The organism is Pannonibacter carbonis, from assembly GCF_003012935.1.
In the GTDB taxonomy this organism is placed as follows: domain Bacteria; phylum Pseudomonadota; class Alphaproteobacteria; order Rhizobiales; family Stappiaceae; genus Pannonibacter; species Pannonibacter carbonis.
The window spans coordinates 76,165-88,558 of record NZ_PUDR01000004.1; the positions used below are offsets into that span (position 1 = coordinate 76,165).

Below are 12,394 nucleotides of genomic sequence, written 5' to 3' on the forward strand. Positions count from 1 at the left end.
CTGCCGGCCTGCGTCCCGGTTTGGGTCCCGCACGTTTTGTGTTTAGAGGCAGTTCCTGCAGATTGCCAGTGCGATGACCGACGGCAAATGGTCGAATCCCGAAGCCGGCGCATTACTAGGCTGGCGCGGATCCGCGCCGGAACCCAAGCAGTTTGTGGAAACGGGCTGTCAGACCCTCTCGAGCACCCGGCGCGCCTCGGCCACTCGCACCGGCTGGACACCCGGAGCTTCCAGCGGCTGGGCTTTCAGCATGTAGCCGATGTAGCGCTTGGATTCGATCGGATCATACCCGAGCCGATCCTTGAGCTTCTTGCGCAGCTTGGACACATGGCTCTCAACGACGCATTCATCGACTTCCTCGTTCATCAAACCATAGACGGCATTGTAGATCTGCGTCTTGGTGACGCGGCGGCCATGGTTGCGGGCGAGATACTCAAGAATACGGCGTTCGCGGCGGGGCAACTCGAAGACTTCACCGGCAATGACGGGATCGCGGCCATCAAGGAACACGCGGATCCGGCCAATCTCAAGGTTGTCAGCCTCCGCCATGGTCCGGCGCCGAATGGCACCGACGCGGGCGAGGATTTCGCGGACATGCACGGGCTTGCGCAACACGTCGTCAACGCCGCAGGCGAACAGTTCAAGTGTCTGATCGAGGCTCGGGCGTTCATCGAGCGCCAGGATCGGTGCCTGATCGCAATAGCTCCGGATCATGCGGGGAAAATCAGGGCGCTCATCACATTCGCCAAGGAGAAAGGCTTCAATGGAGGCGAGATCATCTTCAGACGCCGTCTTGACCCAGTCCGGCAACTCCTGCGGCGACAGCGCCAGGCAGGCAAAGCCCTCACGCTCAAAACCGGATGCGTATCCGGTCGTCACGATCTCCCGATCATCAACAATTACAAACATGGTGTTGTCCCCAGCACAGCCTTGTTGATGAATCACTATTGGTTCATCGGCCTCGGGTCAAACACCACATGACCACAACAATCATGGACATGATAACAAGAATTATACACGGTTATAAAATCAGATTGAATACGATTTAACTTGTGAAATATAAAAATCTATTAAAAATAAAATCAAGATAACTACTGAAAAATCAAAAAATAACATGCGAAAAGACCGCTCTTTGCATGAACTTATAATGACAATTCTTTTGATTGGCAAGGGCATCCCGTTTGCGAGCCTCGATGCTCGCAGACCAGATCGCAGAGGTTGCCGCCATTATCCCTGGGACAATGCTCTGGCGAGGTCGGAGAAGGGATCACTTGCCTGGCGGGAGCGTGCGTCCTGGCGCAGGAACTCGTAGATCTTCGGCACCAGCTGGCAGGCTTTGTCCAAGGCCGCGTCACTGCCCGGCTGGTATCCGCCCATCAGGCGCAGATCGCGGGTGTCTTCATAGCGGGAAATCATGGCCTTGAGCCGCATGATCAGTTCCCGTTCCTCCGCCGTCCAGGCGTGCTGGGACAAGCGCGAGATAGAGCCAAGGACATTCACGGCCGGATAGCGCCCGGCGTCGGCAATCGAGCGATCCAGCACGATGTGACCATCCAGCACGCCGCGCAAGGTATCGGCGACGGGATCGTTGTGATCGTCGCCATCGACCAGCACCGAGAAGATGCCGGTGATCGCTCCCTCACCCTCCGGCCCCGGACCTGCGCGTTCAAGAAGATGGGTCAGATCCGAGAACACCGACGGGGTATAGCCCCGGGCAACTGGCGGTTCGCCGGCAGCCATCGAGACATCGCGGGCGGCGTGGGCGAAGCGGGTGGCGGAATCAATGATGAGCAGGACAGAGTCCCCGCGGCCGCGGAAATACTCGGCGACACTCATGGCGGTACGTGGCGCAAGGCGGCGCATCATGGCGCTTTCATCGCCCGTTGCCACGACAATGACTGACCTTTCCAGTGCCTTTCCGAGAACATCCTCGACAAATTCACGCACTTCTCGACCCCGTTCGCCGACGAGCCCGACAACGACCGTGTCGAAGTCGTCGGATCCGGCCAGCATCGCCAGCAACGTCGACTTGCCGACCCCGGATCCGGCGAAGACGCCGACACGCTGGCCGACACAGAGCGGGGTGAACAGGTCGATGACCTTGACGCCAGTGCGGACCGGCTTGCGGACACGGCCGCGCTCCAGCATCTGCGGCGGCTCCCGGTCCAGCGGCATGGCTTCCGGACCCGGATGAAGCGGTCCGAGATTGTCCGCCGGCTGGCCCAGCGCATCGACGACACGGCCCTTCCAGCTGACATGCGGATGCACGGTCAATGCACCCTTGCGGTAGGCCCGGGCACCGATGCCGATGTCGGCATGCGGCTCGAAGGGCTTGACCATGACGTCCTGCTCGTCGAGCCGGATGATCTCGCCGCGCCGCTCGCCGCCTTTTCCGGAGAGGGTCACGAGGTCGCCGAGGCAGACCATCTTCGACAGGCCGCTGACCCGGATGGCGCTCGGCGTGACCTGGGTGACCCGGCCGCCGACCCGGACAGGATCCACTTCCTTGGTGGCGGCGGCAATGGCGTGGGCGAGCCGGTCGAGTGCATTCATTGCGCGTCGGATCCTGATGCAAGCAAGAGTAAAGCGAAGACTGATTTAGGCCGTCTCGCCGAGATCCCGAACGGCCAAACCTTGCGAGTCGTTGCTGGTCTCGATCATCTTCGAGGCCGCATCAAACGCGCGGGTCAGCATGATCAGCTTGGTCATCTCGCGGATCGGATTGATGTTCGCTGTCTCTGTGTAGCCTTGCACAACACCGTCCTGGATGAACTCCTGGATCGGCTCGGCGGGCCTGTCGGGCATGACGGCGGAGTTCTCGTAGCGGCGCAGCTTGGCATCATCCGGAATGCGGAACAGGCCGATGGCGCCGACCTGCTCCTCGCCCTGGGTGATGGAGCCGTCACGGCCAATATTCGGCATGCCATTGTCCGGATTGAGCTGGATGGCCAAGCCGCCGGCGTCGAGAACATCATAGCCATTGAGGGTCCGCAGCACACCGTCGGCGTCGATCTGCATCCGGCCATCGCGCGTGTAGGCGACGTCCTGGCCGACGCGGATGGCCAGCCAACCCTCGCCCTCGACTGCGACATCAAGAGCATTGTCGGTGCGGGTGAGGCCGCCGGTCTGGCGGGAAATGAAGGTTTCACCGGTGCTGGCAAAGCTGACCGGATCCTGCGCCGCCTTGGACAGCATCTCGGAAAACTTCACCTCATCGGCGCGATAGCCGACGGTGTTCATGTTGGCGAGATTGCGGGCAACCGTGTCGAGGCGGTTGGACAGGGCGACCTGTGCGGAAAGGGCAACGTAAAGAGCTGACTGCATGATATTCAGAACCCGCCGAGCTTGAAGGACTGGATACGCGCCAGGAGATCCTGGCCAATGCCACCGGGCGTGCCGCCGGTGTTCAGGATGACCGCCGGGGACACGGCGGCCTGCGGACCGCCGTTCTGCAGGTCCCACATGGTGGCAAACCGCTTGAGAAACATGTCGAGCTTGGCCGGATCCTTGAAATCCTCAAACTTGACCCGGTTGGTGATCAAGGCAGCCTGCTTGTCGATATTGGCGGCAGCGAATTCCTTCGGCAGGCCAAGGGTGGTCAGCACGACCTGCTGCAAGGCACGATCTGCCAGCACCTCATACGAATTCTTCAGGGTTGCAGCCTTGCGCGAGAAATACAGCGCGAGCCGCACCGCCTCATTGCTCTCGCCGCTCTTCACCTCCAGCGTCTGGCGGACATAGGCGTCGACAATGGGCTTCTGGGTCCGACTGAAGGTTGTGGTGGTTGGGCCATAGCGGCTGAAATTGAAGGTTTTGACGAACTCGGCATAGCGCTTGTCGGCCAAACGGTTGGCAAAACTGTCCCGCTTGTCCACCCCGTCGTTCAGGGCTTTCTTCATGAAGGCCTTGGCATAGGTCATATCTTCCAGACCCATCGCCTTCATGGCAAAGGCATAGACCCGATCATTGTCGAGGAACTCCTCGACGCTTTTGATGGTGCCGATTGTCTTGAGGTAATAGGCGCTCTCGCGCGCCACCTGAGGGTCCTGGGATGTGACCTTGAGCGACCGGTTCAGGTTGCCCGTCACCATCTGGTACTGCAGCAATGTGCTTATCATCAGCTGTGGTCCGCATGTGAGGGCACGGCGTCGGCCCGTTGTCATGCGGCGAATGTGCGCGGCGAGGCTTGCGCCGGGCTGGACCTTGCGGCCCGCCAGTTCTCTCTGCTCGCACGCCGGGCTTCTCTTTCCACGCCTGAACTTCAAGCGCCCTGCCTTCCGGCTTGCGGCAAACAAGGCCCGGCAAAGCCAGCAAAATACCCGACAGCTTCGGGCAAGCCTCGCCTCCTAGCCTCCAGACATCGACATGAAACATGCAACCGGCAAGGAGCTGCCAGGTGACAATCATTCTGGGTCTGATCATCGCCGCCGTTTCGCTGATCGGCGGGTTCTCCGCCCTCGGCGGCAAGGTGACCGTTCTCTGGCAACCCTGGGAACTGGTGATCATCATCGGTATCGCCATCGGCACGTTCTTCGTCGCCAATCCGATGAAGTCGATCGTCGACACGCTGCGGGCCACCCGCGAGGCGCTGTTCAATTCCATCCCGAAGAAGCGCGACTACCTCGACGTGCTGGCGCTGCTCTATGCGCTGATGCGCGAGCTGCGCTCCAAGGGCCGCAACGAGGTCGAGCCGCATATCGAGAATCCGCAGGAGTCCGAGATCTTCCGCGCTTTCCCGACGGTCTATCGCAACCGCGGCCTGTCGACCTTCGTCTGCGACTATTTCCGCCTCATCATCGTCGGCAACGCAAGGGCGCATGAGATCGAGGCGCTGATGGACGAGGAACTGCAGACCATCCACCGCGACCAGATGAAGCCCTACTACGCGCTCTCTGCCCTGGCCGAAGCGTTGCCGGCCATCGGCATCGTTGCTGCAGTCTTGGGCGTGATCAAGGCGATGGGGGCCATCGACCAGTCACCGCAGATCCTTGGTTCGCTGATTGGCGCCGCCCTCGTTGGCACCTTCGTCGGCATCTTCCTGTCCTACGCCCTGGTTGCTCCGATCGCACACAAGGTGAAGGGCGTGCGTGAAGCGCGGCTGCGCCCCTACATCATCGTCAAGCAGTCGCTTCTGGCGTTCATGAACGGCGCCCCGCCGCAGGTCGCCCTCGAGCATGGACGCAAGACCATCTCCGCCTATGACCGCCCGACCATTGATGAAGTTGAAAACGAGACCATGAACTCCGGCGGACACAGCTCCGAAGGCGTGCAGGATCTGAAGGGAGCAGCCTGATCATGCTCGAAGCTGCCCAGTCCTACCAAAGCGAACGCGCCCAGATCACCGACCGGCTGCTGGATGCCGCAGGCATCTCGGTCGACCGCCTGCCGATGCTGCCGGTACTGTTCGACCGCATGGCCCGCGTCTTTGCCGATGCCATGCGCCAGAAGTCGGCCTCGCCGTCCTATATCTCGGTGTCGAACATCGACAATGAACGCATCGGCGATGTGCTCGACGTCTATGAGTCCAATGCGCTTGTCGCGGTGCTCTACTCGCCGGAACTCGACACCCGCATGCTGATCGGCTTCGACCGGGATTTCATCTTCACGATGATCGATGTCCTGTTCGGCGCAGACGGGACCGAGCCACCGATCGATGAGGAACGGCCGTTCTCGTCCATCGAGACCCGGATTGCCCGCACCGTGTTCGAGGTGGCGGCCAAGGCCCTGGCCGAGTCCTTCAGCCCGATTGCGGAAACAACGCTCAAGATCGAGCGGGTCGAGAGCCGCATGGACTTTGCCATCATCGGCCGGCGCAACAACCCGGCCGTGATCGCCCGCCTGCTGCTGCAGGCGATTGGTCGCGGCGGCGAAATCTTCGTCGTCATGCCGCATTCCACGCTGAACCCGCTGCGGCAGAAGCTGTCTCAGGTCCTGTCGGGCGAAATGTCCACCCGCGACAAGCAGTGGACGCAGCACTTCCAGAGCGAGATCCAGCGCACGGAGGTCCGTCTTCAGGCCGTTCTGGAAGAGCGCGAGATGAGCCTCGGCGACATTGCCAATCTGCAGGTCGGGCAGGTCATCGAGTTGCAGGCTACGCCGCGCAGCCCGGTGAAGCTGGAATGCAACCAGCAGCCGATCTTCAACTGCCGCCTTGGACAACTGGACGGCTCCTACACCCTTCAGGTCGAAGACCTGATCCATCTGGAAAGGGACATCGTCGATGATCTCCTATCTCGTTGATGCAGTGCTGCTGGTCGCGCTGGCGATCACCAGCATCAAGATGGTGACCATGTACCGCGAGCTGCGGCGGCTTGGCTCCTATCATGCGGATTACCAGCGCGTGTTCGACCAGACCTCCCTCGCCCTCGACGGCATCGAGGTTTCGATCCAGGAAATCAACGTGCGCGGTGCCCAGGTGCTCAATGCCCTCGGCTCGCGGATGGATGACGCCCGCGACCTGATCGCCGAAATCGACGGCCTGATCCGCGAGGCCAAGCGCCAGCAATCGGTGCTGAAGGCAGAGCTGAAGCAGTTGTCCGCCGAACTGGCTGTTCGCCCGTCGGCAAGCCAGTTCACCCCCTCCGACACGGATCCGGCCGGGACCACAGGCAAGGAAGCCGCCCGCCGCACCGATCCGCTGCTCGCCAGTGCGCCGCCCCCGACCGAGATGCGGGTCCACCGCATCGACGACCTGCAGACCGGCCCGTTCCGTTCCGTTTCCATGCACCGCAAGGATGACCTGACATGAGCAAGACCACTGATACCTTCGACAGCGCCGGCGTGAAGTCGGCAAGCCAGGCCGATTTCGCCAAGGTCGAGAGCGCTGAGCGCAAGGGAGCCAGGATGGCCCAGGAAGACCTGATGGGCGACGACCGCAACCTCGACACCATTCTCGGCATTCCGGTGAACATCCAGGTGGTGCTCGGGTCAGCAACGATGCTGGTCGCAAACCTTCTCAAGCTCGGCCGTGGCGCGGTCATTCCGCTCAACCACCGGGTCGGTGAACCAGTCGACATCGTGGTCAATGGCCGCGTGGTCGCGCGGGGCGAAGTGGTGGTCGTGGAAGACGACAACTCCCGCTTCGGTGTGTCGCTCACCGAGATCATCAGCGCCCAGAGCGGCCTGCTGGACGCTTGAGCCGCCCGCTGAAAGACCAGAGGCCCATGATTGCGAGTGCGACCATGAACACCATGCTGCCAACACGGGCCCTGAAGGGCACCCAGAAAGTGGCTGCCCTGCTGCTGGCGCTCGGCAAGCCGAGCTCAAAGCGGCTGCTGCAGCACTTCGACCAGGAAGAAATCCGCATGATCACCGTGGCCGCAGCGCAGCTGGGCACGGTGGCGGCGGAAGAACTGGACCGGCTGGCTGAGGACTTCATTGTCCAGTTCTCCAATGGCACGACCCTGTTCGGCACGGCCAATGAAGTGGAGAAGATGCTGGAGGGCGTGCTGCCGGAGGACCAGGTCGCCGACATCATGTCGGACGTGCTGGGCAACTCCAACCGCTCGATCTGGGACCGGATCACCAGCGTTTCGGAAACGGTGCTCGCTAACTACCTGATGAAGGAACATCCGCAGACGGCGGCTCTGATCCTGTCGAAGATCCGGCCCAGCGCCTCGGCCAAGGTGCTGAGCCAGTTGCCACCGCCGCTGCGCAACCAGCTGATGCGGCGCATGCTGTCGATCAAGGCGATCGTGCAGGAAATCATGCGCGATGTCGAAAAGACGCTGCATGAGGACTTCATGCTGAACCTCTCGGGCAGCATGGAAGCAGACTCCTATGCCCGGATGGCGGACATCCTCAACAAGATGGACCGCGATCACATGGAAGAGGCATTGACCAGCCTGACCGAAGCGCGGCCGAAGTCGGCCGAGCTTCTGAAGGGGCTGCTGTTCACCTTCGACGACATCATCAACCTCAACTCTCGGACGCGGATGGCGATCTTCGACCAGATCCCGACCGACCGCATCGTCATGGCCCTCAAGGGCACCGACCGGAGTTTCCGCGAAGTGATCCTGTCGTCGCTGACCTCGCGCACGCGGCGCATCGTCGAACACGAACTGGCGAGCGGCGAGCCCGTCGGCCAGCGCGACGTGCTACAGGCGCGTTCCTCGATCACCGACCTTGCCCTGGAAATGGCCGGGCGCGGCGAGATCGAGCTCAACCCGAAGCAGGAGGAAGCGGCCTATTTCCGCTGATGGAAATCAGGACAGCCCTGACGCGCACCAGACCCCTCCAGCCCGGGCGGAGCCATGTCGGAGCAGGAAGACCAGGATTCAAAAACAGAAGAGCCGACCGAGAAGAAGATCCGGGACGCCATCGACAAGGGCAACATCCCTGCCTCCAAGGAGGCATCGGTGCTGGCCAGCTTCCTCGGCGTCCTGCTGATCGGAAGTTTCGTCACCGTCTCGGGTGTCCAGCGGCTGACCGCCGGACTGACCGGTCTGATCGACAACGCAGGAGGATACAGCCTTGGAAATGGTTCGGATGCGATCCTACTCACCCATAGCGTGGGCCTGCAAGTCGGGCTGTTTCTCGCCCCCATCGTCGCGATCCTCATGGTCGCGGGACTGGCCGCGTCGTTTCTCCAGAATGCGCCTCGGTTCGTGCTCAACCGGATCCAGCCCCAGTTCTCGCGGCTGTCCCTTCTCAAGGGATGGGAGCGGCTATTCGGCGCGCAAGGCCTGGTCGAGTTTGGCAAGGCCCTGTTCAAGTTCGGCACGATCAGCCTTGTCTCGATCCTGCTGCTCCGTTCCAACACGGACGGGCTGGTGAATGCCATGTTCACCGACCCCTCTGCCCTCCCCGAAACGATCCTGCACCTGTCGATGAAACTGCTCTCGGGCATCTGCATCGCCACCATCCTGCTGGTTGCCCTTGACCTTGTCTGGGCCCGGATGCACTGGCGCCAGAAGCTGAAGATGAGCCGTCAGGAATTGAAGGACGAGTACAAGCAGTCCGAAGGCGACCCGCTGGTGAAGGCGCGCCAGCGCTCCATCGCCCGCGACCGGGCACGCAACCGGATGATGTCTGCGGTGCCGCAGGCCACCCTGGTCATCGCCAACCCGACGCATTTTGCCATCGCGCTGCGCTATGACAGGGATGAGACAGCCGCGCCCGTGGTGATCGCCAAGGGACAGGACCTCATTGCCCTGAAGATCCGGCAGATCGCCGAAGACAACAACATCCCCGTCATCGAGAACCGGGAACTGGCCCGGGCGCTTTATGCAAGTACCGAACTGGAGCGCATGATCCCGCCGCAGTTTTATCGCATGGTTGCGGAAATCATCTCTTACGTGTATTCGCGCAAGACAGTAAAGGTCGTGTGATGCACGAATTGTTTGAAGGCCGCATGATGCAAAAAGGCTCCTCCAGTCCGATGACCCGTCTCACTGGCGCTGGACAGGTGCGTGAGGGATTGCTGGCCAATGCAATCAGCGACGTAGCGGAAGAGCTGCGGCTGGTCGATGTGATCGACTACATCGCCTTCGTGCGGACGGAAAAGCACGCCAATATCTCGGATCTGGTGAAGTCCTCCTCCGAACTTTTCTTCAAGAACGAAACCCTCCGTTACGGCCTTGGCGCGCAGACGGAGCTGGACTGGAACACCACCCCAAGCGTGCGGCTCGACCTCGAATTCCGCAACAAGGGCGTCTGGGTCTATTTCGGCCTGACGCTGGATGCACGCGGCTCGTCTGTCGACATCCACCATGTGGAGTTCGCCGATCCGTCCGAGGATCCGGAAGAAAACACCGAGCGGCTTGCGGAGGCGCTGAGTGATGCCCGGTTGCGGCCACTGCCGCAGTAGGGCCGGAGTGCTGACGGGGCGGGCGTCCTGTCGTGTCAGTTGTTTCCTCGGGGCCCCGCCAGGACATAAGCTTCGATGTAGTCGAAAAGTTCCGCAGCACCCTCATTCGTCTCAACGAGATCAATGGGCCGCCGACCACCGAAGTGTTCGCTATGTCTGCGAGCCCATTTGAAGACCGCGGCATCGGTTCCTAGAACCGGCCGGGCGAGTTCAAGCATCCTTTCAATGTGATGCGGCTTTGCGTACCATGAATGCGGTTTAATGCTGGCGCGGCGAGCACCGGCAACAACCTCCGGAAGCTGGGACGCCCTGAGTTCATCCGCCAAGATGTGGCGCCGTACCCAACTGGCGTGCTTTGTCAGGGATGCGTTTGCCTCACGCTCAACTTTCCCTTCAGCACCCTGTTTACGCGTTGGGATAACCAGACCACGCACAACATCCGGGCAACGTGTCTTCAGCATTTCAAGCGCAGGGGAGAGATCCGTATCATTGGTCACCAAGACCACTTGATCGATCTCACCATTCAAAGCGTCATCATACAGCTGTAGCGCGATGTTCACATCTGACTGCTTTTCTTCGAGCTTCCAAACCTGAACCTTTTCACAGTCCCTTGGCCATCGCACTGGATTTTCGGGATCAACAGCAAACTGATTTGCTTTGTAAATCGCGTATTTACCCATGATAAACTGGACACGTCCACGACAGTGCTGCGTCAGTGCATTGTGGTATTGAGCCTGGGACGAGACTGAATCCGGGCCTCTCGCTGCACTTTCGACAATCTTTGCCGTGAAGTACTTCACAGCACATTCAGAGTGAAGCACCATCCGGGCCGGTGCGTCATCCGATGCAGGACGATAAAGGATTGAGGGGAGAATCTGCTTATCAAACAGCGCCAGGACATCCAGCCACTTGTACGCCGTTTCGCGCAAGCAGCCGTAATAGAGATTGTAGCCGTCAACATAAACGCGCGTGCGCAACGTCAGCAAACTGCGCCCTCCCGAGGGCATAAAAAAACCGGCTTGCGCCGGCTTTTCTTCCTCACCGCCCGGAGCGCAAGTCTCACAGGATATGAGGTTAGTTGTTGTGACCAGTTATAGTGTTTTTTCGCCAAGCGGTCAATTGCGCAGACCGTGAGACACAATCGGGGGCGAGAACTTTTCAGTGACAATGGAACTGTCAAGACGACGCTATCTCGTTGCCGTTGTGCCATTTCGACCGCAAACCTGTTCTGGATATTGCCAACCTTCCTCAATGCGAGATCACGTCGTCCTTGGCGAAGTAGTTAAATTCTTCCACCAGGATGTCCTGGATCAGGTCGCTGCCGAGCCGCGTATTGACGGTTTCGCGCACCTGTACCTTCAGCCTGTCGAGGTCGTAGCGCTCGAGGCGGCGGAAGTTGAGGCTTTCATCAGCGTAGAGAAGCCGGAAGGTCTCGTCGACGATGAAGGGATGGGGCGGAACTGCGACGTTGCTGAGGCTGTCGCCATCCGCGGTAAAGACGAGCTGGGCGACGACATAGCCCTGCAGGGCGCCATTCTCGAGGATAGGCACGTTGATCGGGCGCAGGCGTTCGTAATCGAGCCCGCCGAGCTTTGTGTCCTGGTCAGTTCCCGGCATCTGGTGCGTCATGTAATAGACCGCGCCATAGCTGGAGGCGAGGGTTGCAAGGCACATCCACAGGCCGACGGCTACCAGCCGGATCATGGCCGCCACCCCGCGACCCGCTCGCTGTAGGTGCCATCGGACTCCGCCTCGAGCATGGCCCGGGAAATGACTTCAGCGATCTCCCGGACCGCATCGAGGTGTTTGGCGAGCAAGGCCATGTTGGCATCAAGCGCTTCGCGCAACCGCCCCAGTTCCTCGGCGACAGGCGTGCCACGCAAGGTCTCGACACCGGCCGGCAAGAGACCACGGCTGGCCCTTGTCAGTTCCAGAAGGGCCTGGCTCTTGCGATGTTCAAAGGCGCGCAGATCAAGGCTGGCCTGGTCGCGCAGGGCGCGCGTTTCGGCTTCAACGACCGCATGGGCCTTGCTGATCGCCGCGATCAAGGCATCGCCTGCGGGACCTGAAAGACGGTCAACCGGATCGGATGCGGTGGACATGGCAGGAGCCTCGTTCATGCGCGTGCCTTCAGACTGGAGTTGACAAAGTCAGCGATGCCGATACCGCCACGGGCGGCAATCTGGGTGCTGATCTGCTCGGCCAGCATGGACTTCCAGATCCCGCCGGCCGTGCCGGAGCCATAGACGCTCTCGGCATCATCCGGCAGCATACCGTCCACGAACTGCTGCAGGATCATCGCCTCGAATTTCTGCGCCGGCGACAAAGTGCCATGATTGACCGAGGTGGCGTTGTACATGGCCACCCGGGCCCCGCCGGTACCCCCTGGCAAGGCGGGAACATCGGTGATGTCGTCGCCGCCGCTATCCTTCAGCGCATCCGCGAAAGGCGAGCCGTCCACGCCTGAAGACGATGCGGCGGCGTAGGAAAGGCGCTCAAGCCGGGAGGCAGCCATGCGCGCGGCGGCTGGTTCGGCGGCACGGACGACATCGAGAACAAGATCGGTTGGCGGGGAAATCGCCATAA

The 12,394-nt window shown here is 60.9% G+C and carries 15 protein-coding genes; 7 read left to right on the forward strand and 8 right to left on the reverse strand.

Annotation, left to right across the window (positions count from 1 at the left end):
• Positions 1 to 168: 168 nt before the first annotated feature.
• The 4 genes from C8348_RS06675 to C8348_RS06690 form a co-directional block, all read right to left on the reverse strand.
• Positions 169 to 909, reverse strand: coding sequence for a response regulator transcription factor (locus C8348_RS06675; RefSeq protein WP_106752534.1), 741 nt, complete (start codon positions 907 to 909; stop codon positions 169 to 171).
• 318 nt (positions 910 to 1,227) lie between these two features.
• Complete coding sequence (gene fliI / locus C8348_RS06680) at positions 1,228 to 2,553, reverse strand: flagellar protein export ATPase FliI (RefSeq protein ID WP_106752535.1); 1,326 nt, start codon at positions 2,551 to 2,553, stop codon at positions 1,228 to 1,230.
• A 45-nt stretch (positions 2,554 to 2,598) separates the two neighbouring features.
• Positions 2,599 to 3,324, reverse strand: coding sequence for a flagellar basal-body rod protein FlgF (gene flgF, locus C8348_RS06685; protein WP_106752536.1), 726 nt, complete (start codon positions 3,322 to 3,324; stop codon positions 2,599 to 2,601).
• Between the two features lie 5 nt (positions 3,325 to 3,329).
• Positions 3,330 to 4,118, reverse strand: a complete 789-nt coding sequence (locus tag C8348_RS06690) for a DUF1217 domain-containing protein (protein WP_106752537.1) — start codon at positions 4,116 to 4,118, stop codon at positions 3,330 to 3,332.
• A gap of 278 nt (positions 4,119 to 4,396) precedes the next feature.
• Here C8348_RS06690 and motA point away from each other — a divergent pair, with 278 nt between their 5' ends.
• From motA to C8348_RS06725, 7 genes are all read left to right on the forward strand, one after another.
• Positions 4,397 to 5,293, forward strand: coding sequence for a flagellar motor stator protein MotA (gene motA, locus C8348_RS06695; RefSeq protein ID WP_106752538.1), 897 nt, complete (start codon positions 4,397 to 4,399; stop codon positions 5,291 to 5,293).
• A 2-nt stretch (positions 5,294 to 5,295) separates the two neighbouring features.
• Positions 5,296 to 6,240 carry a flagellar motor switch protein FliM gene (locus tag C8348_RS06700; protein WP_106752539.1) on the forward strand — a complete coding sequence of 315 codons (945 nt, stop codon included), beginning with the start codon at positions 5,296 to 5,298 and terminating at the stop codon, positions 6,238 to 6,240.
• Positions 6,221 to 6,748 (forward strand): hypothetical protein, encoded by a 528-nt coding sequence (locus C8348_RS06705; protein WP_106752540.1) that lies wholly within the window; start codon positions 6,221 to 6,223, stop codon positions 6,746 to 6,748. The genes C8348_RS06700 and C8348_RS06705 overlap by 20 nt, the downstream gene beginning before the upstream one ends.
• A 95-nt stretch (positions 6,749 to 6,843) precedes the next feature.
• Positions 6,844 to 7,137 carry a flagellar motor switch protein FliN gene (gene fliN / locus C8348_RS06710; protein WP_244293959.1) on the forward strand — a complete coding sequence of 98 codons (294 nt, stop codon included), beginning with the start codon at positions 6,844 to 6,846 and terminating at the stop codon, positions 7,135 to 7,137.
• 26 nt (positions 7,138 to 7,163) lie between these two features.
• Positions 7,164 to 8,198: a flagellar motor switch protein FliG gene (locus C8348_RS06715; RefSeq protein ID WP_106752542.1), complete on the forward strand. Its 1,035-nt coding sequence runs from the start codon at positions 7,164 to 7,166 to the stop codon at positions 8,196 to 8,198.
• A 54-nt stretch (positions 8,199 to 8,252) separates the two neighbouring features.
• The gene (gene flhB, locus C8348_RS06720) at positions 8,253 to 9,329 is read left to right on the forward strand and encodes a flagellar biosynthesis protein FlhB (RefSeq protein ID WP_106752543.1); all 1,077 of its coding nucleotides are present in this window, start codon (positions 8,253 to 8,255) and stop codon (positions 9,327 to 9,329) included.
• On the forward strand, positions 9,329 to 9,808 hold the full coding sequence (locus C8348_RS06725; protein WP_106752544.1) for a hypothetical protein: 480 nt from the start codon (positions 9,329 to 9,331) through the stop codon (positions 9,806 to 9,808). Before flhB ends, C8348_RS06725 begins: the two co-directional genes overlap by 1 nt.
• A gap of 35 nt (positions 9,809 to 9,843) precedes the next feature.
• On the opposite strand, the gene C8348_RS06730 is transcribed toward C8348_RS06725, so the two are convergent.
• The 4 genes from C8348_RS06730 to C8348_RS06745 all read right to left on the reverse strand — a co-directional run bounded on the left by C8348_RS06730 (position 9,844) and on the right by C8348_RS06745 (position 12,392).
• Positions 9,844 to 10,794: an NYN domain-containing protein gene (locus tag C8348_RS06730; RefSeq protein WP_244293951.1), complete on the reverse strand. Its 951-nt coding sequence runs from the start codon at positions 10,792 to 10,794 to the stop codon at positions 9,844 to 9,846.
• A 262-nt stretch (positions 10,795 to 11,056) separates the two neighbouring features.
• Positions 11,057 to 11,512 carry a hypothetical protein gene (locus C8348_RS06735; RefSeq protein ID WP_106752848.1) on the reverse strand — a complete coding sequence of 152 codons (456 nt, stop codon included), beginning with the start codon at positions 11,510 to 11,512 and terminating at the stop codon, positions 11,057 to 11,059.
• Positions 11,509 to 11,928, reverse strand: a complete 420-nt coding sequence (locus C8348_RS06740) for a flagellar protein FlgN (RefSeq protein ID WP_208983607.1) — start codon at positions 11,926 to 11,928, stop codon at positions 11,509 to 11,511. Before C8348_RS06740 ends, C8348_RS06735 begins: the two co-directional genes overlap by 4 nt.
• Positions 11,925 to 12,392, reverse strand: coding sequence for a rod-binding protein (locus tag C8348_RS06745; RefSeq protein ID WP_106752546.1), 468 nt, complete (start codon positions 12,390 to 12,392; stop codon positions 11,925 to 11,927). Before C8348_RS06745 ends, C8348_RS06740 begins: the two co-directional genes overlap by 4 nt.
• Positions 12,393 to 12,394 lie beyond the last annotated feature (2 nt).

Coding starts and splice junctions, on each gene's coding strand:
- C8348_RS06700 (WP_106752539.1), top strand. CDS start 5,296: ATGCTCGAAGCTGCCCAGTCCTACCAAAGCGAACGCGCCCAGATCACC.
- C8348_RS06735 (WP_106752848.1), bottom strand. CDS start 11,512: ATGATCCGGCTGGTAGCCGTCGGCCTGTGGATGTGCCTTGCAACCCTC.
- fliN (WP_244293959.1), top strand. CDS start 6,844: ATGGCCCAGGAAGACCTGATGGGCGACGACCGCAACCTCGACACCATT.
- C8348_RS06725 (WP_106752544.1), top strand. CDS start 9,329: ATGCACGAATTGTTTGAAGGCCGCATGATGCAAAAAGGCTCCTCCAGT.
- C8348_RS06690 (WP_106752537.1), bottom strand. CDS start 4,118: ATGATAAGCACATTGCTGCAGTACCAGATGGTGACGGGCAACCTGAAC.
- fliI (WP_106752535.1), bottom strand. CDS start 2,553: ATGAATGCACTCGACCGGCTCGCCCACGCCATTGCCGCCGCCACCAAG.
- C8348_RS06715 (WP_106752542.1), top strand. CDS start 7,164: ATGATTGCGAGTGCGACCATGAACACCATGCTGCCAACACGGGCCCTG.
- flhB (WP_106752543.1), top strand. CDS start 8,253: ATGTCGGAGCAGGAAGACCAGGATTCAAAAACAGAAGAGCCGACCGAG.
- flgF (WP_106752536.1), bottom strand. CDS start 3,324: ATGCAGTCAGCTCTTTACGTTGCCCTTTCCGCACAGGTCGCCCTGTCC.
- C8348_RS06705 (WP_106752540.1), top strand. CDS start 6,221: ATGATCTCCTATCTCGTTGATGCAGTGCTGCTGGTCGCGCTGGCGATC.
- C8348_RS06675 (WP_106752534.1), bottom strand. CDS start 909: ATGTTTGTAATTGTTGATGATCGGGAGATCGTGACGACCGGATACGCA.
- C8348_RS06740 (WP_208983607.1), bottom strand. CDS start 11,928: ATGAACGAGGCTCCTGCCATGTCCACCGCATCCGATCCGGTTGACCGT.
- C8348_RS06745 (WP_106752546.1), bottom strand. CDS start 12,392: ATGGCGATTTCCCCGCCAACCGATCTTGTTCTCGATGTCGTCCGTGCC.